Origin of the sequence: Streptomyces sp. NPDC088745 (assembly GCF_044751045.1) — a bacterium.
Lineage (GTDB): Bacteria > Actinomycetota > Actinomycetes > Streptomycetales > Streptomycetaceae > Streptomyces > Streptomyces cremeus.
Genome location: NZ_JBIVLB010000004.1, coordinates 281,929 through 307,812 on the forward strand (window position 1 = coordinate 281,929; position 25,884 = coordinate 307,812).

The 25,884-nt window shown below is 70.2% G+C and carries 16 protein-coding genes; 13 read left to right on the forward strand and 3 right to left on the reverse strand.

Features of this window, described 5'->3' with window-relative positions:
* The first annotated feature begins 217 nt into the window (after positions 1-217).
* A complete protein-coding gene (locus tag ACIP93_RS14125; protein ID WP_345217612.1) occupies positions 218-3,016 on the forward strand; it encodes an aconitate hydratase in 2,799 nt (932 codons plus the stop codon).
* Between the two features lie 81 nt (positions 3,017-3,097).
* Here the strand turns inward: ACIP93_RS14125 and ACIP93_RS14130 are convergent, their stop codons facing one another.
* Positions 3,098-4,036, reverse strand: a complete 939-nt coding sequence (locus tag ACIP93_RS14130; RefSeq protein ID WP_401758374.1) for an FG-GAP repeat domain-containing protein — start codon at positions 4,034-4,036, stop codon at positions 3,098-3,100.
* 198 nt (positions 4,037-4,234) lie between these two features.
* Positions 4,235-5,194 (reverse strand): VCBS repeat-containing protein, encoded by a 960-nt coding sequence (locus tag ACIP93_RS14135; protein WP_345217615.1) that lies wholly within the window; start codon positions 5,192-5,194, stop codon positions 4,235-4,237.
* Between the two features lie 243 nt (positions 5,195-5,437).
* On the opposite strand from ACIP93_RS14135, the gene ACIP93_RS14140 reads away from it, so the two are divergent.
* Positions 5,438-7,225, forward strand: coding sequence for an ABC transporter ATP-binding protein (locus ACIP93_RS14140; protein ID WP_345217617.1), 1,788 nt, complete (start codon positions 5,438-5,440; stop codon positions 7,223-7,225).
* Positions 7,222-9,090 (forward strand): ABC transporter ATP-binding protein, encoded by a 1,869-nt coding sequence (locus ACIP93_RS14145; protein WP_401758378.1) that lies wholly within the window; start codon positions 7,222-7,224, stop codon positions 9,088-9,090. The genes ACIP93_RS14140 and ACIP93_RS14145 overlap by 4 nt, the downstream gene beginning before the upstream one ends.
* Positions 9,091-9,164: 74 nt before the next feature.
* Here the strand turns inward: ACIP93_RS14145 and ACIP93_RS14150 are convergent, their stop codons facing one another.
* Positions 9,165-13,025 (reverse strand): GH92 family glycosyl hydrolase, encoded by a 3,861-nt coding sequence (locus ACIP93_RS14150; protein ID WP_401758381.1) that lies wholly within the window; start codon positions 13,023-13,025, stop codon positions 9,165-9,167.
* A gap of 429 nt (positions 13,026-13,454) precedes the next feature.
* On the opposite strand from ACIP93_RS14150, the gene ngcE reads away from it, so the two are divergent.
* From ngcE to ACIP93_RS14200, 10 genes are all read left to right on the forward strand, one after another.
* Complete coding sequence (gene ngcE, locus ACIP93_RS14155) at positions 13,455-14,891, forward strand: N-acetylglucosamine/diacetylchitobiose ABC transporter substrate-binding protein (RefSeq protein ID WP_345217623.1); 1,437 nt, start codon at positions 13,455-13,457, stop codon at positions 14,889-14,891.
* Between the two features lie 140 nt (positions 14,892-15,031).
* Entirely contained in the window at positions 15,032-15,952 is a 921-nt protein-coding gene (locus ACIP93_RS14160) for a sugar ABC transporter permease (protein ID WP_345219026.1), read from the forward strand.
* Positions 15,953-15,971: 19 nt separating this feature from the next.
* Entirely contained in the window at positions 15,972-16,862 is an 891-nt protein-coding gene (locus ACIP93_RS14165; RefSeq protein WP_401758385.1) for a carbohydrate ABC transporter permease, read from the forward strand.
* A gap of 292 nt (positions 16,863-17,154) precedes the next feature.
* The gene (locus tag ACIP93_RS14170; protein WP_401758388.1) at positions 17,155-18,435 is read left to right on the forward strand and encodes an extracellular solute-binding protein; all 1,281 of its coding nucleotides are present in this window, start codon (positions 17,155-17,157) and stop codon (positions 18,433-18,435) included.
* Between the two features lie 60 nt (positions 18,436-18,495).
* On the forward strand, positions 18,496-19,443 hold the full coding sequence (locus ACIP93_RS14175; RefSeq protein WP_345217629.1) for a sugar ABC transporter permease: 948 nt from the start codon (positions 18,496-18,498) through the stop codon (positions 19,441-19,443).
* Positions 19,443-20,321 carry a carbohydrate ABC transporter permease gene (locus ACIP93_RS14180; protein WP_345217631.1) on the forward strand — a complete coding sequence of 293 codons (879 nt, stop codon included), beginning with the start codon at positions 19,443-19,445 and terminating at the stop codon, positions 20,319-20,321. The genes ACIP93_RS14175 and ACIP93_RS14180 overlap by 1 nt, the downstream gene beginning before the upstream one ends.
* 250 nt (positions 20,322-20,571) lie before the next feature.
* Positions 20,572-21,795: an ROK family transcriptional regulator gene (locus ACIP93_RS14185; RefSeq protein ID WP_345217633.1), complete on the forward strand. Its 1,224-nt coding sequence runs from the start codon at positions 20,572-20,574 to the stop codon at positions 21,793-21,795.
* A gap of 121 nt (positions 21,796-21,916) precedes the next feature.
* Positions 21,917-22,999 carry a substrate-binding domain-containing protein gene (locus tag ACIP93_RS14190; RefSeq protein ID WP_345217635.1) on the forward strand — a complete coding sequence of 361 codons (1,083 nt, stop codon included), beginning with the start codon at positions 21,917-21,919 and terminating at the stop codon, positions 22,997-22,999.
* Between the two features lie 711 nt (positions 23,000-23,710).
* Complete coding sequence (locus ACIP93_RS14195; RefSeq protein ID WP_345217636.1) at positions 23,711-24,490, forward strand: ATP-binding cassette domain-containing protein; 780 nt, start codon at positions 23,711-23,713, stop codon at positions 24,488-24,490.
* The gene (locus ACIP93_RS14200) at positions 24,487-25,785 is read left to right on the forward strand and encodes a sugar ABC transporter permease (protein ID WP_380836562.1); all 1,299 of its coding nucleotides are present in this window, start codon (positions 24,487-24,489) and stop codon (positions 25,783-25,785) included. The genes ACIP93_RS14195 and ACIP93_RS14200 overlap by 4 nt, the downstream gene beginning before the upstream one ends.
* The last annotated feature ends 99 nt before the right edge of the window (positions 25,786-25,884 follow it).

Below are 25,884 nucleotides of genomic sequence, written 5' to 3' on the forward strand. Positions count from 1 at the left end.
GGATGAGAGCGGTCAACGGGCAGCCGGGCATGACCGTACGGCGGCCATGTACTAGAGTTATCTCGACATCGAGATATCTGCCCAGCGCGCCGCAGTCGCCACCTCTCGGTAAGGGTTACCTAACTAAGCCTTACCTTAGCGGATCGGCCCGGAGTCGTGGCGGCAGGATTGCTGTATTGCGGTAGAACGCGCACTTTTTTGACTGAAGGAGACTGTCGTGTCGGCGAACAGCTTCGACGCCCGCAGCACGCTGCGCGTGGGTGACGAGTCGTACGAGATCTTCAAGCTGGACAAGGTCGAGGGCTCCGCGCGCCTCCCTTACAGCCTGAAGGTGCTGCTGGAGAACCTGCTCCGCACGGAGGACGGCGCGAACATCACCGCCGACCACATCCGCGCGATCGGCAGCTGGGACTCCCAGGCGCAGCCCAGCCAGGAGATCCAGTTCACGCCGGCCCGCGTGATCATGCAGGACTTCACCGGCGTGCCCTGCGTCGTGGACCTCGCCACCATGCGTGAGGCCGTGAAGGAGCTGGGCGGCGACCCGGCGAAGATCAACCCGCTGGCCCCGGCCGAGCTGGTCATCGACCACTCCGTCATCGCCGACAAGTTCGGCACCGCCAACGCCTTCCAGCAGAACGTGGAGCTGGAGTACGGCCGCAACAAGGAGCGCTACCAGTTCCTGCGCTGGGGCCAGACCGCCTTCGACGAGTTCAAGGTCGTCCCCCCGGGCACCGGCATCGTCCACCAGGTCAACATCGAGCACCTGGCCCGCACCGTCATGGTGCGCAACGGCCAGGCGTACCCCGACACCCTCGTCGGCACCGACTCGCACACCACCATGGTCAACGGCCTGGGCGTGCTGGGCTGGGGCGTCGGCGGCATCGAGGCCGAGGCCGCGATGCTGGGCCAGCCGGTCTCCATGCTGATCCCGCGCGTCGTCGGCTTCAAGCTGACCGGCGAGCTCCCGGCCGGCACCACCGCCACCGACCTGGTGCTCACGATCACCGAGATGCTGCGCAAGCACGGCGTCGTCGGCAAGTTCGTCGAGTTCTACGGCGAGGGCGTCGCCGCCACCTCGCTCGCCAACCGCGCCACCATCGGCAACATGTCGCCGGAGTTCGGCTCCACCGCCGCGATCTTCCCGATCGACGGCGAGACGCTGAAGTACCTGAAGCTGACGGGCCGTTCCGAGCAGCAGGTCGCGCTGGTCGAGGCGTACGCCAAGGAGCAGGGCCTGTGGCTGGACCCGGCCGCCGAGCCGGACTTCTCCGAGAAGCTGGAGCTCGACCTCTCCACGGTCGTCCCCTCCATCGCCGGCCCGAAGCGCCCGCAGGACCGCATCGTCCTCGCCAACGCCGCCGAGCAGTTCGCCGTCGACGTGCTGAACTACGTCGACGCGTCCGTCCCGCAGCCGGCGAAGCCGCAGGGCTCCCCGGTCGACGAGGCCAGCGACGAGTCCTTCCCGGCCAGTGACGCCCCGGCCTACGGCAGCGAGGACAACGGCGCCGGCGCCCCCGAGCCCGGCACCGTCACCAGCGCCTCCTCCGTGCCGTCCAACCCGGTCACCGTGACCGCCCCCGACGGCTCCACCTACGAGCTGGACCACGGTGCGGTGACGGTCGCGGCCATCACCTCCTGCACCAACACCTCCAACCCGTACGTGATGGTCGCCGCCGCGCTCGTCGCGAAGAAGGCCGTCGAGAAGGGCCTGACCCGCAAGCCGTGGGTCAAGACCACCCTCGCCCCGGGCTCCAAGGTCGTCACCGACTACTTCGACAAGGCCGGGCTCACCCCGTACCTCGACAAGGTCGGCTTCAACCTGGTCGGCTACGGCTGCACCACCTGCATCGGCAACTCGGGCCCGCTGCCCGAGGAGGTCTCCAAGGCCGTCAACGACCACGACCTCGCCGTCACCTCGGTCCTGTCGGGCAACCGCAACTTCGAGGGCCGCATCAACCCCGACGTCAAGATGAACTACCTGGCGTCCCCGCCGCTGGTCGTCGCGTACGCCATCGCCGGTTCGATGAAGGTCGACATCACCAAGGACGCGCTCGGCACCGACCAGGAAGGCAAGCCGGTCTTCCTCGCCGACATCTGGCCGACCGAGGCCGAGGTCAACGACGTCGTCGCCAACTCCATCGGCGAGGACATGTTCAACAAGTCCTACCAGGACGTCTTCGCGGGCGACGCCCAGTGGCAGGCGCTCTCGATCCCCACCGGCAACACCTTCGAGTGGGACAACGAGTCCACCTACGTGCGCAAGCCCCCGTACTTCGAGGGCATGACGATGGAGACGACCCCGGTCGAGGACATCGCGGGCGCCCGCGTGCTGGCCAAGCTGGGCGACTCGGTCACCACCGACCACATCTCCCCGGCCGGTGCGATCAAGGCCGACACCCCGGCCGGCCAGTACCTCACGGAGCACGGCGTCGAGCGCCGGGAGTTCAACTCCTACGGCTCGCGCCGCGGCAACCACGAGGTCATGATCCGCGGCACCTTCGCCAACATCCGCCTGCGCAACCAGATCGCGCCGGGCACCGAGGGCGGCTTCACCCGCGACTTCACCCAGCCGGACGCGCCGGTCTCGTACATCTACGACGCCTCGCAGAACTACCAGGCCGCCGGCACCCCGCTGGTCATCCTGGCGGGCAAGGAGTACGGCTCGGGCTCGTCCCGCGACTGGGCCGCCAAGGGCACCGCGCTGCTCGGCGTCAAGGCCGTCATCGCCGAGTCGTACGAGCGCATCCACCGCTCGAACCTCATCGGCATGGGCGTCCTGCCGCTCCAGTACCCGGAGGGCGCCTCGGCCGAGTCGCTGGGCCTGACCGGCGAGGAGACCTTCTCCATCACCGGCGTCACCGGCCTGAACGACGGCGGCATCCCCGAGACCCTCAAGGTCACGGCGGGCGACGTCGAGTTCGACGCCAAGCTGCGCATCGACACCCCCGGCGAGGCGGACTACTACCGCAACGGCGGCATCCTGCAGTACGTGCTGCGCTCGCTGATCCGCAGCTAGTGACGCGGTAGGCACAGGGCACACGCGAGGGCCGCACCCCCGGGAGGGGGTGCGGCCCTCGCGCTGTGCGCGGCGTGTCCGTCAGGCGAGGATGCGGTAGATGTTCCAGCCGCTGGTGCCGATCAGTACGCGCTGGTTGTACGGGGTGGTCGGGTTGCCGGTGCCCGAGTAGCGCCAGAGGGCGCCCTTGGTGTCCCGCGCGATCAGGTCGGTGACGCCGTCGAAGTCGAGGTCGCCCGTGCCCACGATCGTGTTGTACGTGTTCCAGCCGCCGCCGACCGGGGTGCGCGCCTTGAAGGGAGCGTTCCGGTCCCCGGTGCCCTGGTAGAGCCACAGCGTGCCGGAGCGGTCGCGGGCGACGATGTCGGCCTTGGCGTCACCGGTGATGTCGCCGCGGCCGGTGATCTGGGTGTACTGGCCCCAGCCGCCGCCCACCTTGCTGCGCGCGGTCAGGTTGCCGTCCCCGTAACCCAGGTAGAGCCACAGCACGCCGTCGGAGTCGCGGGCGAGCACGTCGTACCCCGCGGCCCCGCCCAGGTTCCCCGGGGAGAAGATCTGGTTGTAGATCTGCCAGCCGCCGCCCACGCGACGGCCGCCGAGGTCGTCCTGGTAGTACAGGGAACCCTCCTGGTGCCACTCCCAGATCCCGTCCGTGTAACCGTCGGAGTCGCGGTCGGTGTGGGTGAGGAACTTGAGGCTGCCCCAGGAGGTGTTGTTCGCGGTGTCACGGGCCTGGTAGCCGCCCTTGCCGTTCGGCGTGTACCAGTAGAACTGCGGCCCGGCGAAGGCGTAGAGCTCCTGGCGCACGCCCTGCTCGGCCGCTCGCGCGACCCCGCGTGCGGCCTGCTGCGGGGCGGGGGAGACGGCCTTCAGCTCGGCGGTCCGCTCCTTGAAGGAGGGCTGGGGAGGCTCCCCGGCCTGGGCCGCGCCGGCGGTCGTGCCGACGAGGGCCGCCGCGAGCGCGGCGACGGTCAGGCGGGACAGAATGCGCCCGCGCGTGCGGGAAATGGCTCTTGCCATGCGGTTTCTCCGGAGACATGAAGGTGCCGTGGCGCGGAAGGACTGACACGCGCCACACGTTCGGCAGAAGTGGTTCACGGCATCTTCACATGCCAACTGCCGGGGGACCAGGGCTTATTGGTGCCGATGTGACGCGAGAGGGCCGCACCCCGGCAGGGGTGCGGCCCTCTCGGCCGGGCGAGACGCGTCAGGCGCCGGTCAGAACATCAGGCGGTACGCGTTCCAGCCGCTGGTGCCGATCTGGACGCGCGCCGCGAACGGGGAGAGGGGGTTGCCGGTGCCCGAGTAGCGCCACAGCGAGCCGTCGGTGCCCCGGGCGATCAGGTCCGAGAGGCCGTCGCCGTCCAGGTCGCCCGCGCCCACGAGGGCGTTGAACATGTTCCAGCCGCCGCCGATCCTGACGCGGGAGGCGAACGGGTCGTTGCGGTCGCCGTTGCCCTCGTACAGCCAGAGGGTGCCGGAGCCGTCGCGGGCGACGATGTCGGCCCTGCCGTCACCGCTGACGTCGCCGAGACCGGCGATCTGGGTGTACTGGCCCCAGCCGCCGCCGATCTTCGTCTTGGCGGTGAGCCTGCCGTCGCCGTAGCCCAGGTAGAGCCACAGGGTGCCGTCGCCGTCGCGGGCGATCAGGTCGGCGCCCGCGGCGCCGGCCAGGTCACCGGGGGAGAGGATCTGGTTGTAGACGCCCCAGCCGCCACCGAGCTCGGTGGTGCCCGCGTCGCCCGAGAAGCTCAGCTGACCGGCGTAGTCCCAGGTCCAGATGCCGGCGGAGTAGCCGCCGGGCTCGTCGCTGTTGTGGGACTGGGCGGCGAACTTGAAGCTGTAGCCGGGGGTCACGTATTCGCGGGCGCCGTAGCCGCCGGTGCCGTTCGGGCCGTAGATGTAGGCGTCGTCGCCCGTCGTGATGCCGAACAGCGCGTGCTGGGGCTGCGCGACGGCCGCGGCGCGCAGGGTTCCCTTCGGCGCGGCCTGCCGCGGGGCCTGCTGGGGCGCGGCGGCGGCCGCGGCCTTCTCCGCGGGAGAGGGCTTCGGCGCCGGCGCCGCCTGGGCCGAGCCGACCGTCGTGCCCACGAGGGCTGCGGTTATCGCGGCGACGGCGACGCGGGAGAGGAAACGCCCGCGCGAGCGGGTGGTGGACTTGGCCACGTAGAACTCCATGGTCAGGGGAGTGGCCGGGCGAATCCCTGGGGGAGCCACGGCTTGATCGTTCTTGATCCACGGTATCTTCACACGCCAACTACATTCCGACCAACGGGATTTGACGCCGGGTCGGCTTATGTCCTCATGTGGTCCTTATGTGCTTCAGTATTCGGTCGGCTGCCGCACTGGCACGGCATGAAATTTCTTAGGCTAGCCTTACCTGGGCTTTTCACGTCCTGGGCTTTTCGAGTAAGGCGGCACATGCGGAGGAACACAGTGGGGACGGCCGTCCTCGCCGGGCGGACGGCCCTCTCCGGACGGGACGTGCTGCGGCGCTCCCTCGCCGGACAGCGGCGCGAGCTGGCCATCGGCAGTGTGCTGGGCGCCTCGCACCAGGCCGCCGAGGCGCTCGTGCCCGTCGTCATCGGCCTCGTCGTCGACCGTGCCGTCGGGCGGAGCGACGGCGGCCTGCTGCTGTGGTGGCTGGCCGCGCTCGCCGTGCTGTACGTCGTGCTGTCCTACAGCTTCCGCTTCGGCGCCCGCGCCTGGGAGCGCGCCGCCGAGAAGGCCGCGCACACACTGCGTGTCCAGCTCGTCTCCCGGGTCCTGGACCCGCGCGGCGGCGCCGACGAGGGACGGTTGCCGGGCGCCCTGACCAGCATCGCCACCGAGGACGCCCGACGGGTCGGACTGGTCTCCATGGCGTCGATCGTCGGCGTCGCGAACTTCACCGCCGTCCTCGTCAGCGCCGTCGTGCTCATCCGGATCTCGCTCCCGCTCGGGCTCGTCGTGCTGCTCGGCACCCCGCTGCTGCTGTGGCTCGGCAACCTGCTCGGCAAGCCGCTGGAGCGGCGCAGCCACGGCGAGCAGGAGAGCGCAGCGGACGCCTCGGGCACCGCCGCCGACCTGGTCGCGGGACTGCGTGTCCTCAAGGGCATCGGCGCGGAGTCCGCCGCGCTCGCCCGCTACCGGGCCACCAGCCGTGACGCGCTCACCGCGACGCTGCGGGCGGCGCGGGCGCAGGCCTGGCAGGGCGCGGTCATCCTCGTGCTCACCGGCGTCTTCATCGCGCTGGTCGCGTACGTCGGCGGGCGGCTCGCCGCGAGCGGCGACATCAGCATCGGCGAACTGGTCTCGGCGGTCGGCCTGGCGCTGTTCCTGCTCGGCCCGCTCTCGGGCATGTCCTGGATCGCCTCGAAGTTCGCCCAGGGGCGGGCCTCGGCCGCCCGCATCGCGGAGGTGCTGGGGGCGGAGCCCGTGGTGGGCGACTCCGGCTCCGGCGCGGCCGGGGCAGTGGGATCTGTCGCGGACTCGTCCCGTACGGGAACGCCCGGCGTCCCGGACCCCGCCGCCCCCGCCGGACGCATCCGGCTGGAGCGGGTCAGTCTCGGGAGCCTCGACGGAGTCGACCTCGAGGCCCGGCCCGGCGAGCTGCTCGGGGTCGTCGCGCCCGACCCCGCCGACGCCACGGCCCTGCTGAGCTGCCTCGGGCGGCGCGGCGACCCCGAGAGCGGGGCCGTCGTACTGGACGGGGTCGCGTTCACCGAGCTGGAACCGGCCCGGATACGTACCGCCGTGCTCGTCGCCGACCACGACGCCGACCTCTTCGAAGGCACCCTCGCCGAGAACATCGCCGCCGCCGCCCCCGCGGGCCGCGATCTCGGCCCGGCCCTCGCCGCCTCCGGCGCCGACGAGGTCGCCCGGACCCTCCCGCAGGGCGCCGAGACCCCCGTCACCGAACGCGGTCGGTCCCTCTCCGGCGGCCAGCGCCAGCGCGTCGCCCTGGCCCGGGCGCTCGCCGCCGACCCCTCCGTGCTCGTCCTGCACGACCCCACCACCGCCGTCGACGCCGTCACCGAGGCCAGGATCGCCGCCGGGGTGCGGGAGGTCCGGCGCGGCCGTACGACCGTGGTCGTCGCCACCAGCCCGGCCCTGCTCGCCGTCACCGACCGGGTCCTCTTCCTCGAAGGCGGACGCGTGACGGACACCGCGGCGCACGCCGAACTCCTCGACCGGTACGACTCCTACCGTACGGCGGTGCTCTCATGACCAGCCCCGAGACCGGCCCCGCCAAGGACACCGGGCTGCTGCCCGTCGCCACGCCCGCCCGCACCAGGGCCGCTGTGCGCGAGCTCGCCCGCCCCTACCGCCTCCTCGCCGTGGGCGGCTTCGGGACGCTCGTCGTCGCCACCGCCGTCGGGCTGTTCACGCAGCCGCTGCTCGGGCGGATCGTCGACCTCGCCGCCGACCGCGAGGCCGAGGCGGTCACCGGTGTCGTCCTGCTGCTCGTGGTGGTCGCCGTCGTGCAGGGCGTGCTCACCGGGGTCGGCGTCGCGCGCATCGCGAAGCTCGGCGAGACCGTTCTCGCCCGGCTGCGGGAACGATTCGTCGAGCGGGTGCTCGGGCTGCCGCTGGAACGCGTCGAGCGGGCCGGGTCCGGCGACCTCACCGTCCGCGTGACCGGTGACGTCTCGCTGGTCGCGGAGGCCGTGCGGTCCGCGCTGCCCGAGCTGGCGCGCTCCGTCGTCGCCATCGTGCTCACCCTCGGCGCGATGGCCGTCCTCGACTGGCGGTTCCTGGTCGCGGCCCTGCTCGCCGTGCCCGTCCAGGCGTACACCGCGCGCTGGTACCTGCGCCGGGCCGTCCCCCTGTACGCCGAGCAGCGCGTCGTCACCGGCAGGCTCCAGCAGCAACTGCTCGCCACCATCGGCGGGGCCGTCACCGTGCGCACCCTGCGGCTGGAGCGGGCGCACACCGAGCGGGTCACCACCCGCTCCCGGGCGGCCGTCGGCATCACCATGCGCGGCGTGAAGCTGGTGCTCAGCTTCTACTGCCGCCTGCACGTGGGGGAGTTCATCGGCCTGGCCGGCGTGCTCGGCGTCGGGTACTGGCTGGTCCGCGACGGCTCCGCCTCGCTCGGCACCGCGACCGCCGCCGCCCTGTACTTCCACAGCCTCTTCGGCCCGATCAACGCGGCCCTGGTCCTCCTCGACGACGCCCAGAAGGCCACCGCGGGCCTCTCCCGCCTGGTCGGCGTCGCCGACCTCCCGCCGCCCGAGGAGCCCGGACGCCCGGCCACCGCACGGGACGCGTCCGTCACCGTCGCCGGTCTGGCCCACTCGTACGACGACGGCCACCCCGTCCTGCACGGCATCGACCTGACCCTGGCCCCCGGTGAGAAGGTCGCCCTGGTGGGGGCGAGCGGCGCGGGCAAGACGACCCTCGCCAAGCTGATCGCGGGCATCCACCGGCCCAGCGCCGGAACGGTCCGCCTCGGCGGGGCCGACCTCACCGAACTCGGCCCGGCCGCCGTGCGCGGGGCGATCGCCCTGGTCACCCAGGAGACCCACGTCTTCTCCGGCCCCCTGGCCGAGGACCTGCGCCTGGCCCGCCCCGGCGCGAGCGACGCCGAACTGCGCGCGGCCCTCGCCCGCGTCGACGCCCTGACCTGGGCTGAAGCCCTGCCCGACGGGCTCGCCACGGTCGTCGGCGACGGCGGCCACCGGCTCACCAGCGCCCAGACCCAGTCCCTGGCCCTGGCCCGCCTGGTGCTCGCCGACCCGCCGGTCGCGATCCTCGACGAGGCCACGGCGGAGGCGGGCAGCACGGGCGCGCGGGCCCTGGAGAAGGCGGCCGCGGCCGCGGTCGAGGGCCGCACGGCCCTGATCGTGGCGCACCGGCTCACCCAGGCGGCCACCGCCGACCGGGTGGTCGTCCTGGACGCGGGCCGCGTCGTCGAGACCGGCACGCACGACGCACTCCGTGCGGCGGGCGGCCGCTACGCCGCGCTGTGGGAGGCATGGACGGGCACCCGGGAGGCCGCGCACCGGACCCCCGCGCCCGCGCCGTCCCAGCACCCGGCCGCACGGCCGACGAGCAGGACGCCGGCCGCCCCGGCCGGGCCGCAGACGTGACGACGGCCGCCGGAAACCGGCGGCCGTCACACGAACGAACACACGTCAGGCGTCCCCGGGGCGAGGACCCCGGCTCAGGACAGCAGCTCCAGCTCCGCCAGCACCGCCGGACCACCGCCGGCCGGCACCAGCCGGTGGTGCGCGTACGTTCCCGGCCGGGCCACCGTGAAGACCCGTGTCTGGCGGTCCCAGGCGAACGACTCGCCGGAGCGCCGGTCCAGGGCCGTCCACGTACTGCCGTCCTTCGAGCCCTCCAGGACCCACCCGCTCGGCGCCTTCGTACGGTCCGACGAGGTCAGGGTGTACTGGAGCGCCCGGGTCGGCGCGGCCACCGGCAGGCTCGTGGCGGACGTCAACGGACCCTCCGTGAGGGAGGAGTCGTCGAAGAGCGGGCCCGGACCGGCCAGGGCGTCCGTGTGCGGGGCCGGGACCTCGTCGTCCCGGGTGATGGAGACCGGGGCCGCGCCCCGGCCGGAGCCCCAGGCGGACGGGCGGTCGCCCATCGCGAAGTCCAGGGTGCCGCCCCGGGCGAGGAGGTCGTGGGGGAGCGCGGTGGAGTTCCAGGCGCGCCCGTTGACCTTCAGCCCTTGGACGTAGACGTTCTTCGCGCTGTTCTCCGGGGCGCGGACGGTCAGCGTGCGCCCGTTCTCCAGGCGCACGGTCGCCCGGGTGAAGAGCGGGGAGCCGACCGCGTACTCGCCGCTGCCCATGACCAGCGGATAGAAGCCGAGCGCGGAGAAGAGGTACCAGGCCGACTGCTCGCCGTTGTCCTCGTCGCCGTGGTAGCCCTGGCCGATCTCGCTGCCGGTGTAGAGCCGGGAGAGCACCTCGCGCACCTTGGCCTGCGTCTTCCAGGGCTGCGCGGCCGCGTTGTACATGTACGTCGCGTGGTGGGCGACCTGGTTGGAGTGCCCGTACATGCCCATCCGCACGTCACGCGCCTCCGTCATCTCGTGGATGACGCTGCCGTACGAGCCCGTGAACTCCGGCGACGCGGTCTCCGGGGTGGAGAAGTACGCGTCGAGCTTCTTGCCGAGCCCGCCGCGCCCGCCGTAGAGGTTGGCCAGGCCCCGGCTGTCCTGCGGGGCGGTGAAGGCGTACCCCCAGCCGTTGGTCTCGGTGTAGTCGTACCCCCAGACGCGCGGGTCGTAGGAGGCGGAGGGCACGCGCCAGGCCCCCGCGAGGTCGCGGCCCTGGAAGAAGCCGGCCCGGGTGTCGAAGAGCTTGACGTAGTTCCGCGCCCGGTTGAGGAAGTACGCGGACTCGTCCCGGTAGCGGGCCTTCCCCGTCTTCTCGTACAGCGCCTCGCCCATCTTCGCGAGGCCGTAGTCGTTGAGGTAGCCCTCCAGCGACCAGGACAGGCCCTCGTGGGTCCTGGTCGAGGCGTAGCCCAGGAAGGGTGAGGTGTCCATGCCCTTGCGGCCGACGCCGGAGAAGGGCGGCAGGACGGTGGCGTTCTTCAGGGCCGCCTCGTACGCGGCGGTGGCGTCGAAGTCGACGCCCTTGACGTAGGCGTCGGCGAACGCGACGTCCGACGAGGTGCCGGTCATCAGGTCCGCGTAACCGGGCGAGGACCAGCGGGAGATCCAGCCGCCGTCCTTGTACTGCTGCACGAATCCGTCGACCAGGCGGCCCGCGGTCCTCGGCGTGAGGAAGGAGTACGCGGGCCAGGTCGTGCGGTAGGTGTCCCAGAAGCCGTTGTTGACGAAGACCTCGCCGTCGACGATCTTCGCGCCCGTGCGGGTGGGCGTGTCGGGGCCGGTCTGCGGGGAGAAGGGGCTCGCGTACCGGGTCCTCCCGTTCACCTTCTCGTGGCCGGAGTTGGGGTAGAGGTAGAGCCGGTACAGGCTGGAGTACAGGGTGGTGAGCTGGTCGTGGCTCGCGCCCTCGACCTCGACGCGGCCCAGGATCCGGTCCCAGGCGTCCTGCGCGCGCTCCCGGACCCGCTCGAAGCGGGAGCCCGCCGGGATCTCGTCGGCCAGGTTCGCCTTCGCCTGGTCGACGCCGATCAGGGAGGTGGCGAGGCGGAGGGTGACCTGCTTGTCCTGGCCCGGCCGGAAGCGCAGATAGCCCGTCACGTCCGCGCCTCCGCCGCCGCTCAGCTTGCCGCCCGCGGTCACGGGAGCGTCGAAGACGCCGTACACGAAGAGCCGGGTGGCCCCCGTCGACAGGCCGCTCTTCACGTCCGAGAAGCCGGTGAAGGAACGGGTCGCCGGATCGAGGGTGAGGCCGCCGTCGTTGGAGACGTTGTCGAAGATGACGCTCGCGTCGTCGCCGGGGAAGGTGAAGCGCATCATGGCCGCGTGGTCGGTCGGGGTCATCTCGGTGCGCAGACCGTTCTCGAACCGCACGCCGTAGTAGTGCGGCTTCGCCGTCTCGTTCTCGTGGCGGAAGGGCAGCGCGCGGGCGGTACGGGTGGCGTCCGGGGTGCCGGACACCGCCGAGGGCATGAGCTGGAAGGTCTGCCGGTCGCCCATCCAGGGACTCGGCTCGTGACTGGCGCTGAAGGCCTGGAGGGTGGGGAGGTTGTCGGCGTTGTTGCCGCGCGCGTAGTCGTACAGCCAGCTCGTGGAGCCCGCGTTGGTGACCGGCGTCCAGAAGTTGAAGCCGTGCGGGACGGCGGTCGCCGGGATGTTGTTGCCGCGCGAGTAGGAGCCGCTGGAGTGGGTGCCGCGGGTGGTGAGGGCGTAGTCGGAGAGCCGGTCGAGCCGCTTCTCGGGGGCTCTCGCGGCTATCCGCACGTCATCGATCCAGCCGCGGAACTCCGCCGGGCCCTTCGGGTTGTCGTACGCCACCAGGATCCGGTCGACCGTCTTGCCTGCCGCGACCGTGCCGATCCGTGCCGCCTTGTGGTTCCACTGGTTGGCGTACAGCGTCTTGGACGCGCCCTGGCCCCGCGGCGAGAGCACCGCGCCGTGCTGGTCGAGGGCGCGCAGGTCGCTCAGGTACGTGCCGTCGGTGAAGGCGAGGTCGACCGCCACGTTCGTCGCCGGGTAGCCGAGGTCCGCGCCCTTGTCGCCCGAGGGGAGCTGGGGGAAGACGCGGTAGGACAGCTCGGTGTCCCGGCCGACCCGGGTGTTCACGTCGAAGACCTTGTTGTACGAGTACGCCCGGCCGGCCGGCTTGTGCGTGCCCGCGTAGCGCAGCGCCCGCCTGCCGGTGAAGCCCGCGCCCGACTTGGCGGTGGGGGAGCCGGACGGCCCCCGGTCCACCTGGCTGCGCATGTCCTCGGGGGTGGGCGTCGAGGTGTCGCCGTTCGAGAACTGGACGTCCGCGAGCTGAAGGAGCGGTGCGCCGCCGTTCGCGGTGATGTTCAGCCGGTAGTGCCGGAACGCGGTGTCGTTCGCGATGCCGTACGTCTTCGTCTGGAAGCGGGAGGTGAAGGTCTCGCCCTTGCGCGTGTCCAGGGTGGTCCAGGACCTGCCGTCGGCGGAGCCCTCCAGGGTCCAGTCCTTCGGGTCGCGCTCGGCGGCGTCGTTGGCCGAGGTCAGGGCGTACGTCACGACCTTGACCGGTTCCTCCAGGTCGAACTCCACCCAGCCGACCGGCACGAAGGCCAGCCACTTGCTGCCGGGGGTGATGTCGATCAGGTTCTCCTTGACCTCGCCGCCCGCCGCGTTCTCGGCGCTCGCCCGCAGAGCGGTCACCCGGTCGGTGACGTTGCCGGGGATGCCGGGGGACTCGCCGCCGTCGACGCCCGAGGCCTTCTTGCGGCCCCCGGCGTCGGTCTCGACGGTGTCGCGCCAGGCCGGTGCGGGCTCGCCCGGCTCGAAGGAGGAGCTGAACGTGCCGCCCGCGGGGGCGGGCGGGCCCGGCCGGGCGGTGGCGGCCGGGGCGAGCAGGGTCACCGCCAGGGCGGTCGTGGCGAGGCAGGCGAGCACCGCCGAGGTGCCTCTGCGACGTCTGGTTCGGGTGTGTCCGGGTCTGGGCTGCATCCTGCGGCATCCTTCACTGAGACAACGTTGTCAGGTGTTCAGGCGCTCTCCGTGGTGAAGCAAGTATCCAGTGGTGTCAAGGATGTTGGGGAGGCGTCAGTTGGACAAATGTGCGCGCGGATATCCAAGAGGTCTCAACTCGGGAAAGAAGCCCGGTCAACCTTGCTTGCGATCTTGCCCAGTTGGCGGGAACTGGACTATACCTATCGGCGTCCGCACGACCCGGAAGGCCGTACGGCCGGGAAACCGGACGCGGAGCCGTGAGCCGGGCGCGCAGTCGTCCAAGAGTTGCGTCCAACATTTGCGTCCAAGAGTCGATCAAGTCATCTGACCGCGGTGGCGGGGCCCTTCGCCGTAGGCGAATTCCTTACGGGGGACGGGGGCGTACCGGTACACCGCCTGAGTCCTGGAGAAGGCGAGGACTTGAGCATGGGACCCACCAACGTCAATCGTCGTGACGTGCTGAAGCGGACCGCGGCCGCGAGCCTGCTCGCGCTGCCCGGAGTCGGCGCACTGAGTTCCTGTGCCGCCGGCGGTGGAGGCGACACGAAGGACCAGCCCGCGAAGGGCGAGAAGTCCAAGAAGAACCCGCTCGGCGTGAAGGAGGACGCCGCGCTCGCGGTGTACATCTTCAACGGCGGCTACAAGGACAAGTACGCCCGGTTCGTGTCCGACATGTACGCCAAGAACCATCCCAAGGCGAAGGTCGACCAGAAGGCCACGGAGAAGATCGCCACCCAGCTCCAGCCGAAGATCGTCCGGGGCAACCCGGCGGCGGACGTCATCAACAACTCCGGCGCCGACCAGATGAACATCGGCAAGCTGGTGACCAACCAGCAGGTCGCCGACTTCACCGAGATGCTGGACGCGCCCTCCTGGGACAACCCGTCGGTCACCGTCCGCGACAGCCTCTACCCGGCGATGCAGTCCATGGGCGCCTTCGGCACCAAGGGCTGCTACCAGCTCAACATCGCCATGACGGTCTACGGCAACTGGTACTCCCGGCGGATGCTGGAGGAGACCCTGGAGTCGCAGTACCCCAAGACCTGGGACGAGATGCTGGCCGTCTGCAAGAAGGCCAAGGACAAGGGCATCCACGGCTGGAGCTACCCCGGCGGCCACCCGCGCTACATGCTCTTCTCGATGTACGCGATGTTCGCCCAGGCCGGCGGCCGTGCGGCGGTCGAGGCGATGGACTACCTGGAGCCGAACTGCTGGAAGAGCGACGCCGTGAAGTCGGTCTTCGAGGCGTTCGAGGAGCTCGTCGCCAAGAAGTACGTCCTCACCGGTTTCGACGGTCCGCAGGGCCACACCGAGATGCAGACCGCCTGGACCAAGGGCAAGTGCGTCTTCGTGCCCAACGGCTCCTGGGTGGAGAACGAGGCCAAGGACACCACCCCGGCGGGCTTCGGCATGACCGTCGGCGCCACCCCCGCGCTGTCCTCCGGCGACAAGATGCCCTTCGGCACGCTGTACTCGCCGCCCGGCGAGCCCTTCATCGTCCCGGCCAAGGCCGCGAACGTACAGGGCGGTCTGGAGTGGATGCGGATGATGTACAGCAAGGAGGCGTCCGTCAACCTCTTCAAGGAGACGGGCGGCATTCCCGCGCTCAAGGGCGCCATCGACGGCATGAAGCTGCCGCCGGGGACCGACAGCTCCCAGAAGGCCATCACCGCGGCCGGCGACAACATCGTCATCCCGTTCTGGAAGGAGTGGTACGGCGAGCTGTTCACCGCCGACTACGACAAGGTGATGGGCGACTTCATGATGGGCCGCATCGGCACCAAGGAGGCCCTGGACATCATGCAGAAGGCCTCCGACCGGGTCGCCAAGGACCCCGACATCACGAAGATCAAGAAGGTCTGAACCACCGTCGGCTGAGCCACGGCCAGTTGAGCGCAACGGGTGAAAATCGGAGCGGCATGAGTATCGAGAAGCGGGCGGCCAAGCCTCCCAACCGGCTGTTGTTCTTCGCGGCGATACTCCTGCCGCCCCGATTCACACCGATGAGTGTCCGGTACGACCGGAGGTACCGGACACTCGACAAATACCGATTCGTCGCGGGATTCCTGGCGGTTCCGCTGGCCTTCTACGCGATATTCGTCATCTCGCCGTTCCTCCAGGCGATTTACTACTCGCTCACGGACTGGTCGGGCGGGCCGATAGCCAACTTCATCGGCTTCGACAACTTCGTCAAAATGTGGAACGACGAACGGTTCTGGGACTCCACGACCACCAGCCTGACCCTGCTGGTGATCGCCCCGGTCGTCACGCTCGTCCTCGGCGTCTTCTTCGCGTACATGATCACGGCGGGCGGCAGGCACCGCAAGGGCCAGGCCATCTCCGGCGTCGCGGGCTCCTCGCTCTACAAGGTCGTGTACTTCTTCCCGCAGGTGCTCTCCGTGGCGATCATCGCGGTGGTCTGGGGCCGGGTCTTCAACACCAACGCCGGACTGGTCAACGGCGGCCTGGACCTGGTGGGCGTCAAGGGCCCCGCCTGGCTGGGCGGCGAGTACGGCCTCGCGCTGATCGCCGTGCTCACCGTGATCTGCTGGAGCTTCGTCGGCTTCTACGTCGTGCTCTTCTCGGCGGCCATGGGCGGCATCCCCAAGGACATCTACGAGGCGGCCCTGCTGGACGGGGCGGGCCGGGGCACCACCTTCTTCAAGGTGACGCTCCCGCTGATCTGGGACACCGTGCGCACCGGCTGGGTCTACATGGGCATCCAGGCCCTGGACTCCTTCGCGATCGTGCTGGTGATGATGCCCTCGCACGCCATGAAGGTGACCCCGGTCTTCCTCTACGAACGCTTCCGCGAGGGACAGTTCGGCTACGCGACCGCCATCGGCGTCGTACTGCTCCTGCTGAGCGTGGTGTTCTCCCTGATCGTCATGCGGCTCGGCAACCGCGACCGGATCGAATACTGAGAGCGGGGGAGACCACGTCATGGGCACGAGCACACTCACCGAGTCCCGTCGGGGCACGGCCGATCAGATCAAGGCCAAGGAGGGCGGCGGCACCCTCAACGTCTTCTCGCACGCCTTCCTGGTCCTGTGGACCCTGATGGCGGCGGGCCCGCTGGTCTGGGTCGCGATCACGGCCTTCCGCACCTCGTCCGACATCCTCAACGACCCGATGGGGCTGCCCTCGTCCTTCCACTGGGCGAACTTCGCGAACGCGTGGACGCAGGCGCACATCGGGCAGTACGCCCTCAACTCGCTGATCATCCTCGCCGGATCGCTGACCGGCACCATGCTGCTGGGCTCGATGGCCGCCTACGTCATCGCCCGGTTCACCTTCCCCGGCAACAAGTTCGTCTTCCTGCTGTTCGCGGGCGGCATGATGTTCCCGGTGATCCTGGCGCTGGTGCCGCTCTTCGCGGTCATGGAGAACTTCCAGCTCCTGGACACGCGCGCCGGTCTGATCATCGCGTACATCGCCTACTCGCTGCCCTTCACCACCTTCTTCCTGACCTCCTTCTTCCGCACGCTGCCCACCGGCGTGCAGGAGGCGGCCATGGTGGACGGCGCGTCCCACACCCGGACCTTCTTCCAGATCATGCTGCCGATGGCCAAGCCGGGCCTGGTCAGCATCGGCATCTTCAACTTCCTCGGCCAGTGGAACCAGTACCTGCTGCCGCTGCTCCTCAACAACGAGAACGAGTCCAGCTACGTCCTCCCGCAGGGACTCGCCTCGCTGGCGATCGCGCAGGGCTACCGCGGCGACTGGGGAGCGCTCTTCGCGGGCCTGACCATCGCCATGGTGCCGGTGCTCGTCGTGTACGCGGTCTTCCAGCGGCAGGTGCAGGCGGGCCTCACCGCGGGCGCCCTCAAGTAGCCGACCCGATTAGGCCGTTCGGCCCCGGTCCGTAGCCCTGTTCGGCCGTACCTCAAGTAACCCGGGGCGCACCTCGGGTGACGCCGGAAGTACCCCAAGTGACTTTCGAAGGAACCCTGTTGAACCAGGTTTCGACTTGAACACGAAAGTGGTCTAAACCTATTGCGCCTTCGCGGGGCGTGAGTAGTGTCCGTGCCACGGCGCTGCGGGGGATCTTCGCCCGGCCGGTGGTCCGGGGGCCGACCTCCGGTGAATGCAGCAAGTCGACGCTGAGGTCGAAGGGTTGAAAAGCATGAGGAATCGGGTTATCGCCACCGGTGCGGCAACGCTCGTGATGGCACTGGGGCTGACCGCCTGCGGTGGCGACGGCGACGGCGGCGGGGACGGCGCCGGGGGCGGCAAGACCATCAAGGTGGTCGCCGCCGACTACGGCACCAGCGCGGCGGACGCCTCCAAGCCGTTCTGGGACAAGGTCGCCAAGGACTTCGAGGCCGCCAACGCGGGCTACAAGGTCGAGGTCCAGGTCATCAACTGGAACGACATCGACAAGACCGTCAAGACGATGATCGCGTCGGGCAACGTGCCCGACGTCCTCCAGACCGGCGGCTACGCCGACAAGGTCGCCGACGACCTGCTCTACAAGGTCGACGACGTCATGTCGCCCAAGACCCGGGCCAACCTCTCGAAGGGCTTCGCCGAAGCGGGCAAGGTCAAGGGCGCCGCCTACGGCATCCCGTGGGTCGCCTCCACCCGTACGTTCTTCTACAACAAGAAGGCGTTCGCGGCCGCCGGCATCACCAAGACCCCGGCCACCTGGGCCGACGTCGCCGACGCGGCGAAGAAGCTCAAGGAGAAGAAGGCCGCGGAGATCCCCTACGGCCTCCCGCTCGGCCCCGAGGAGGCCCAGGGCGAGACCCTGATGTGGGAGATGGGCAACGGCGGCGGCTACAAGGACGAGGCCGGCAAGTACACGATCAACAGCGCCCAGAACGTCGAGACGTTCAAGTGGCTCCAGGAGAACCTGGTCAAGCCCGGCCTGACCTACCCCAACCCCGCCTCCACCGACCGCAAGACGGCCTTCGCCGACTTCGCGGCGGGCAAGGTCGGCATGATGAACGGCCACCCGAGCGTCATCAAGATGGCCGAGGAGGCCAAGGTCGAGTACGGGATGGCGAAGATCCCCGGCAAGAACGGCCCGCTGGACTCCACCCTCGGCGTCGGCGACTGGACCATGGCCTTCCAGGACGGCAAGGCCGGCAAGGACGCGGTGAAGAAGTTCCTCGACTTCACCTACACCAAGGACAACCTGGTGAAGTTCGCGTCGATGTACAACTTCATCCCCGTCACCACGGACGCCGCCGAGGCCATGCAGGCGGACCCGAAGAACGCCAAGCTGAAGGACTTCTTCGCGGCCCTGCCGACGGCCACGTTCTACCCGGTCAACGACACCTCCTGGGACCTGGTCTCCGCCGAGATCAAGAAGACCGGCGGCAAGGCCGCCGGCGACGACCCGAAGGCGGTCCTGGACGACCTCCAGAAGAAGGCCGAGGACGCGGCGAAGGACGTCAAGTGACGCGCTGATCCGGCCCGCTCGCCCCGTCGATCGCCCCCTCTCCCTCTCCCAGGAGAAACCGTGTCACTCAAGGCCCCTCCGTCCCCCGCCGAGACCGGCGGGGGACGGGGCGGGCGCGCCCCCAGGCCGGTGAGCCGCCGCAGCGGACTGGCCAGGCTCGGCCCGCTGCCCTGGATTGCGCCCGTCATCCTGCTGATCCTCTTCGTGGTCGTCTGGCCCGTCGTCGAGCTGATCCGCACCTCGTTCCTCAACATCTCCATCTCCGGCAAGGTGCGCGGCAGCGCGGGGACGGACAAGTACAAGAAGCTCTTCGAGGAGACCGACCTCGGTGCCGTCCTGCTCTGGACGGTGATCTGGACGGTCGTCGTCGTGGCCTGCACGATGCTGATCTCGCTGGCCCTCGCCCAGCTCTTCAACCAGAAGTTCCCCGGCCGCACGATCACCCGCTGGGCGCTCATCGCCCCCTGGGCCGCGTCCGTGCTGATGACGGCCATCGGCTTCAAGTGGATGCTCAACCAGACCGCCGGCGTGCTCAACACCCTGATGATGGACCTCGGCCTCATCGACGGGCCGAAGGACTGGCTGGGGGAGTCCTCCACCGCCTGGCCGTGGATGATGGCGGTCGCGATCTTCGTGTCGCTGCCCTTCACGACGTACACCCTGCTGGCGGGCCTCCAGACCATCCCGGGCGAGGTCTACGAGGCCTCGCGCATCGACGGCGCGGGGACCTGGCAGACGTACCGGCACATCACGCTGCCGATGCTGCGTCCGGCGTTCCTGATCGGCGTCGTCATCAACCTGATCAACGTCTTCAACTCCTTCCCGATCATCTGGGCCATGACCCAGGGCGGACCGGGCTACGACACGTCCACTTCGATGGTGTTCATGTACAAGCTGAAGGAGACCGACATCGGCGAGTCGGCGGCCATGTCGGTGGTCAACTTCGCCCTGGTCGTGGTGCTCGTCCTGATCTTCCTGAAGGTCAGCCGCTGGAACGAGGAGGACTGATGGCCACCGCTACGGCCGCCCGGCCGAAGACGCAGAGCCCGTCGGTCACGCCCCCCAAGCGCCCCTTCCGGCCGCGCACGCTGGTCATCGCCGTGGTGGCCTGGGGCCTGGCCGCGCTCTTCCTCGCTCCGTACCTCGAAATGATCATCACGGCGCTGCGGCCGAAGGCGGAGCTGCGCGACCGCACCTACCTGCCCAGCGACTTCGAGTGGTCCAACTTCATCGAGGTCTGGAAGCAGTCCGAGCTGGGACAGAACCTCCAGGTCACCCTGCTGGTCGCGGGCGGGGCCACGGTGCTGGTGCTGCTGGTGGCGCTGCCGGCCGCGTACTACACGGCACGGATGAAGTTCCGCGGGCGCAAGGTCTTCCTGCTGCTCGTGCTGGTCACCCAGATGTTCCAGCCGACCGCGCTGCTCATCGGCCTCTACCGCGAGTTCTACCAGTTGGGCATGCTCAACTCGGTCTGGACGCTGATCATCACCAACGCGGCCTTCAACCTGGCCTTCGCGGTGTGGATCCTGACCGCCTACATCGGCTCCATCCCGGCGGAGCTGGAGGAGGCGGCGATGGTGGACGGCACCAGCCGCTTCGGCGCGATGATCAGGGTCACGCTGCCGCTGGCGCTGCCCGGGGTGGTGACCGCGCTCATCTTCACGTTCATCACGACGTGGAACGAGTTCGCGATGGGCCTGACCCTGACCACCGATCCGGCCAGCCAGCCGCTGACGGTCGGCATCAACAACTTCATCGGCGCCTACACCGTGCAGTGGAACTACCTCTTCGCGGCCTCCGTCGTCGCGATCGTCCCGGTGATCATCCTGTTCGCGTTCATCGAGCGGCACGTGGTGTCCGGACTGACCGCGGGGTCGGTGAAGTAGGACAGCACGCGAGGGAGGACCCCTTCGCACGGCCTTTCCCCCGGTCCCGTACGGAACGAAGCGCCCGCAGGCCCCCGCCGGCGGGCGCTTCGGCGTGATCCGGCCCCTCTTCGGTCCAGGCCTTGACGGGAGCGGGCGGGAAAGTCTCTGCTTAGGGTTCACATGTTGGAAGAACGGCGGGGCCCCGCAGTCGTGGCCCCGGAGCGGGCGGCCGTCGTGCCGGCCGTCAGGATCGGGAGTGGATGAGTCAATGGAGACTCCGGGGTCGCAGACGTCTCTGCACCGGGCCAATCTGGAGCGGGTCGTGCGCGCGGTGCGCATGGCGGGCTCGCTGACCCAGGCCGAGATCGCGAGAAGCACCGGGCTCTCCGCCGCCACGGTCTCCAACATCGTGCGCGAACTGAAGGACGGCGGAACGGTCGAGGTCACGCCCACCTCGGCGGGCGGCCGCCGGGCCCGCAGCGTCTCGCTCAGCGGGGACGCGGGCGTGGTGATCGGCGTCGACTTCGGCCACACCCACCTGCGGGTGGCCGTCGGCAACCTGGCCCACCAGGTGCTCGCCGAGGAGTCCGAGCCGCTGGACGTGGACGCCTCGGCCGCGCAGGGCTTCGACCGGGCCGAACAGTTGGTCAAGCGCCTCATCGGGGCCACCGGGATCAGCCAGGACAAGGTCGTCGGCGTCGGCCTCGGCGTCCCTGGACCGATCGACGTGGAGTCCGGGCGCCTGGGCTCCACCGCGATCCTGCCGGGCTGGCAGGGGATCAACCCGAGCGAGGAGCTCTCGGCCCGGCTCGGGGTTCCGGTGTACGTCGACAACGACGCCAACCTCGGGGCGCTCGGCGAGCTGGTGTGGGGCGCGGGGCGCGGGGTGCGCGATCTCGCGTACATCAAGGTCGCCAGCGGCGTCGGCGCCGGGCTGGTGATAGACGGCCGCGTCTACCGGGGGCCCGGCGGCACCGCCGGCGAGATCGGGCACATCACGCTCGACGAGTCGGGCCCGGTGTGCCGCTGCGGCAACCGCGGCTGCCTGGAGACCTTCGCGGCGGCCCGCTACGTCCTGCCGCTGCTGACGCCCTCGCACGGACCCGACCTCACCATGGAGCGCGTCGTGCGGCTCGCCCGCGAGGGCGACCCGGGCTGCCGCCGGGTGATCGCCGACGTCGGCCGGCACATCGGCAGCGGGGTGGCCAACCTCTGCAACCTCCTCAACCCCAGCCGGGTCGTCCTCGGCGGCGACCTCGCGGACTCCGGCGAGCTGGTGCTCGGGCCGATCCGCGACTCGGTCTCGCGGTACGCGATCCCCAGTGCCGCACGGCACTTGAGCGTGCTGCCCGGCGCGCTCGGCGGACGGGCCGAAGTGCTGGGCGCGCTGGCCCTCGTGCTGAGCGAAATGGGCGATTCGAGCCTGTTGGACACCGCTCAGCCGGTCAACTCGCACGACAGGGACCAGCATTCGGCCCCTGCCTTCACTTAGATAACGAGTGGCACCGTTGTCATCTCGTTAAGGGTTTACTCCTTGACGGTGGTGGCGGCACACGAGTTGACTTCCAGACACCTCGGCCGCAACGACGCGGCCTCGTCAGGGAGGTTGGACTGTGAAGACCCATCTGCGTCGTGCCGCTACCGCCGTCACCGCTGCGGCCGTGCTGACCCTGTCCCTCGCCGCGTGCGGCGAAGCGGGCGCGGGCAAGGAAGAGAAGAAGGACGACAAGACGATCGGCCTGCTGCTGCCGGAGAGCAAGACGACCCGTTACGAGTCCTTCGACTACCCGCTGATCAAGGCCAAGGTCACCGAGCTCTGCTCCGACTGCAAGATCAACTACAAGAACGCGTCCGAGAACGTCGCGACCCAGAAGCAGCAGTTCGACGACCTCGTCGACTCCGGCGTCAAGGTCATCGTCCTCGACGCCGTCGACTCCGCCGCCACCAAGGCGTGGGTCGAGGAGGCCGACAAGAAGGGCATCAAGGTCGTCGCGTACGACCGCCTCGCCGAGGGTCCGGTCTCCGCCTACGTCTCCTTCGACAACGAGAAGATCGGCCAGCTCCAGGGCCAGGGCATCATCGACGCGCTCGGCGACAAGGCCAAGGACGGCCGCGTCGTCATGATCAACGGCAAGGAGTCGGACCCCAACGCCGGGCTGTTCAAGAAGGGCGCGCACTCCGTCCTCGACAGCAAGGTCAAGAAGGTCGTCTACGAGCAGACGGGCGAGTGGGACCCGAAGATCGCGGGCGAGAAGATGGGCACCGCCATCACCTCCCTGGGCAAGGACGGCTTCGACGCCGTCTACTCCGCCAACGACGGCATGGCGGGCGGCATCGTCGCGGCGCTCCAGTCGGCGGGTGTCAAGGGCATCCCGGTCGGCGGCCAGGACGCGGAGCTCGCGGGCATCCAGCGGATCCTCGCCGGTACGCAGGCCTTCACCATCTACAAGCCGTACAAGCCGGAGGCGGACAAGACCGCCGAGGTCGCGGTGAAGCTGCTGAAGGGCGAGAAGCTCTCGCTGGCCACCACGATCGACAGCCCCAGCGCCAAGGGCATCCCGGCGGAGCTGATCCAGGCCACGGTCATCACCAAGGCCAACATCAAGGACACGGTCGTCAAGGACCAGCTCTACAAGACCGCCGAGATCTGCAAGGCGGAGTTCGCCAAGGCGTGCGCGGACGCGGGCATCAGCTAGCCGCGTCGCGGCGACGGGCCGGGGGAGCCCGCCTCCCTCGTCCCGGGCGACGCGGGGTCGCGGTCCCGTCAGGGGAGCGGGACCCCGCGCACGGCGGGCTCGGCCCGGCGAGTCCCGGGGCGGCCCGGAAACGGCCTCCGAGGAGGCCGCGTCCGTGGGGCTCCCGGGCTCCCGCCGGCGCGGCCGCGGCGGTCGGTCGGTACGGTCCCGGCTTCGGGCGGCAGCGCCATGGCTGCTGTCCGTACGGCCCCGGCTTCGGTCGGTGTCGTCGCGGTGTCCGTCAGGGCGGCCCCGCGCCCGGTCGGCGTCGCTTCGGCGGCTGTCCGTACCGCCTCGGCCCCCTTCGGTGTCGTTGCCGCGTCCTTGGGGGCGGTCCCGGTCCGGTGTCGGCAGGCGCTCGGTCCGCGTCCGTACGGGGCCGGGGCCCGTCGGGCGGCCGGAACGCCGTGCCCCCGTGCTCTCCGCCCATGGCGTGCCCGCCCCCGTACCGCCGTGCGGCTCCCGCCCGTACCGCATCCGTCCATATCGTCCCGGCCGACGTACGCGGTCGCGTACGAGGTCCCGGTCGTCGTCCGCCCGCCGGACGCGGACCGGGCCCCGGCGCGGCCACCACGCGTCCGCCCCTCCATCCACACGCCCCGTCCCGTCGCACGCGAGAACGCTGCGGCGGCCCTCCGCCGCACCCGTCGGCGGACGAAGGAGATGGTTCACATGTCCGCTGCGCCCGTCCTCGCGCTACGCGGAGTCTCCAAGCGGTTCGGAGCCGTGCAGGCCCTGACCGACGTCGACCTGGAGGTGCACGCCGGTCAGGTCGTCGCCCTGGTCGGCGACAACGGCGCCGGAAAGTCCACCCTGGTCAAGACGATCGCCGGGGTGCACCCCATCGACGAGGGCAGCATCGAATGGGACGGCCGACCCGTCTCCATCGCGCGCCCGCACGACGCCCAGGGCCTCGGCGTCGCCACCGTCTACCAGGACCTCGCGCTCTGCGACAACCTCGACGTCGTCGCCAACCTCTTCCTCGGCCGCGAGCTCGGCCGGGCCAAGGTGCTCGACGAGGTCGCCATGGAGAAGCGCGCCAAGGAACTCCTGGACACCCTGTCCATCCGCATCCCGAGCGTCCGCATCCCGATCGCCTCGCTCTCCGGCGGCCAGCGCCAGGTCGTGGCCATCGCCCGCGCGCTGGTCGGCGACCCCAAGCTGGTCATCCTCGACGAGCCGACCGCCGCCCTCGGCGTCGAGCAGACCGCCCAGGTCCTGGACCTGGTGGAGCGGCTGCGCGAGCGGGGCCTCGCCGTCCTGCTGATCAGCCACAACATGGCCGACGTCAAGGCCGTCGCCGACGAGGTCGCGGTCCTGCGCCTCGGGCGCAACAACGGTGTCTTCAAGGTCAGGGACACCACCAACGAAGAGATCATCGCCGCCATCACCGGAGCCACGGACAACGCCGTGACCCGTCGCGAGGCGCGAGGCGCGGAGGCCGTGAAGTGAGTGAGACCGTGAACACCCCGCCCCAGAAGTCCACCCCGGTGGACGCCGACCCGGACGTCGCACCAGGCGCCGTCCCGGCGGTCGACCCCCGGCTGCTCGTGCGCGAGCAGGGCTTCGCCGGTTACCTGAGCGAGTTCAAGCGCAAGATCAAGGGCGGTGAGCTCGGCTCGATACCGGTCGTCACCGGCCTGATCGTCATCTGGGCGATCTTCGAGATCAGCTCCGGCCGCTTCCTGGACCCCTCGAACCTCAGCAACATCGCCCAGTACATCGTCGGCCCGGGGCTCATCGCCACCGGCATCGTCTTCGTGCTGCTGCTCGGCGAGATCGACCTCTCGGTCGGCTCGGTGGCCGGTCTCACCGCCGCCGCCAGCTCGGTCCTCGCCATCAAGCAGGACATGAACGAGGGCCTCGCCGTCGTCGTCGGCCTGCTCGGCGCGGCCGCCATCGGCGCCCTGCACGGCTTCTTCTTCGCCCGGATCGGCGTGCCCGCGTTCGTCGTCACCCTCGCGGGCTTCCTCGGCTGGAGCGGCCTGCAACTGTTCGTCCTCGGGAACACCCTGAGCCTGAACAACATCTCCGGCGGCGTCATCTACCACCTCAACAACTACTACTTCAGCGACATCGCCGCCGCCTACGGCCTGGCCGCCGTCGCGGTCGCCGCCTACGCCTGGTCGCAGTGGAACGAGCACCGCCGCCGCAAGGCCGCCGACCTGCCGCACCGCCCGATGAGCGAGCTGGCGCTGCGCACCGGTGTGGTCGCGGTCCTGGTCTTCGCCGCCGCGTACGTCCTGAACCAGGAGGACGGCCTGCCGCTCGGGCTGACCGTCTTCGTCGGCGTGGTCGTCCTCGCCGGCTTCGTGCTGCGCCGCACCACCTACGGCCGTCAGGTCTTCGCGGTCGGCGGCGGCGTCGAGGCGGCGCGCCGGGCCGGCATCAACGTCGTCTGGATCCGGATCTCGGTCTTCACCATCTCCGGCTTCCTGGGCGGGCTCGGCGGTCTCTTCATCGCCTCCCAGTCCGGTGTCGCCGACTCCAACCTGGGCGGCGGCGACACCCTGATGCTCGCCATCGCGGCGGCCGTCATCGGCGGCACCAGCCTCTTCGGCGGCCGGGGCACCCCCTGGTCGGCGCTGCTCGGCATCCTGGTGATCCAGTCGATCATGACCGGCCTGTACATGGAGGGCTCCTCCAGCAAGGCGGTCCAGTCGATGATCACCGGCGCGGTGCTGCTGGCGGCGGTCGTGCTGGACTCGGTGTCGCGCAGGAGCCAGAAGGCGGCGGGACGCGCCTAGCGCCCTGCCGCGTGCCGGGAACCACCCCGCCCGCCCGACGCGCCCCGCAGAGCGGCCAAACCCCTACGTGCCCGGCACCGAAATCAAGGTGCTGGGCAC

What these genes read in the sequence shown, in the direction of transcription:
- ACIP93_RS14130 (WP_401758374.1), bottom strand. Translation starts at nt 4,036, where the DNA reads ATGGCAAGAGCCATTTCCCGCACGCGCGGGCGCATTCTGTCCCGCCTG.
- ACIP93_RS14135 (WP_345217615.1), bottom strand. Translation starts at nt 5,194, where the DNA reads ATGGAGTTCTACGTGGCCAAGTCCACCACCCGCTCGCGCGGGCGTTTC.
- ACIP93_RS14140 (WP_345217617.1), top strand. Translation starts at nt 5,438, where the DNA reads ATGCGGAGGAACACAGTGGGGACGGCCGTCCTCGCCGGGCGGACGGCC.
- ACIP93_RS14145 (WP_401758378.1), top strand. Translation starts at nt 7,222, where the DNA reads ATGACCAGCCCCGAGACCGGCCCCGCCAAGGACACCGGGCTGCTGCCC.
- ACIP93_RS14150 (WP_401758381.1), bottom strand. Translation starts at nt 13,025, where the DNA reads ATGCAGCCCAGACCCGGACACACCCGAACCAGACGTCGCAGAGGCACC.
- ngcE (WP_345217623.1), top strand. Translation starts at nt 13,455, where the DNA reads ATGGGACCCACCAACGTCAATCGTCGTGACGTGCTGAAGCGGACCGCG.
- ACIP93_RS14160 (WP_345219026.1), top strand. Translation starts at nt 15,032, where the DNA reads ATGAGTGTCCGGTACGACCGGAGGTACCGGACACTCGACAAATACCGA.
- ACIP93_RS14165 (WP_401758385.1), top strand. Translation starts at nt 15,972, where the DNA reads ATGGGCACGAGCACACTCACCGAGTCCCGTCGGGGCACGGCCGATCAG.
- ACIP93_RS14170 (WP_401758388.1), top strand. Translation starts at nt 17,155, where the DNA reads ATGAGGAATCGGGTTATCGCCACCGGTGCGGCAACGCTCGTGATGGCA.
- ACIP93_RS14180 (WP_345217631.1), top strand. Translation starts at nt 19,443, where the DNA reads ATGGCCACCGCTACGGCCGCCCGGCCGAAGACGCAGAGCCCGTCGGTC.
- ACIP93_RS14185 (WP_345217633.1), top strand. Translation starts at nt 20,572, where the DNA reads ATGGAGACTCCGGGGTCGCAGACGTCTCTGCACCGGGCCAATCTGGAG.
- ACIP93_RS14195 (WP_345217636.1), top strand. Translation starts at nt 23,711, where the DNA reads ATGTCCGCTGCGCCCGTCCTCGCGCTACGCGGAGTCTCCAAGCGGTTC.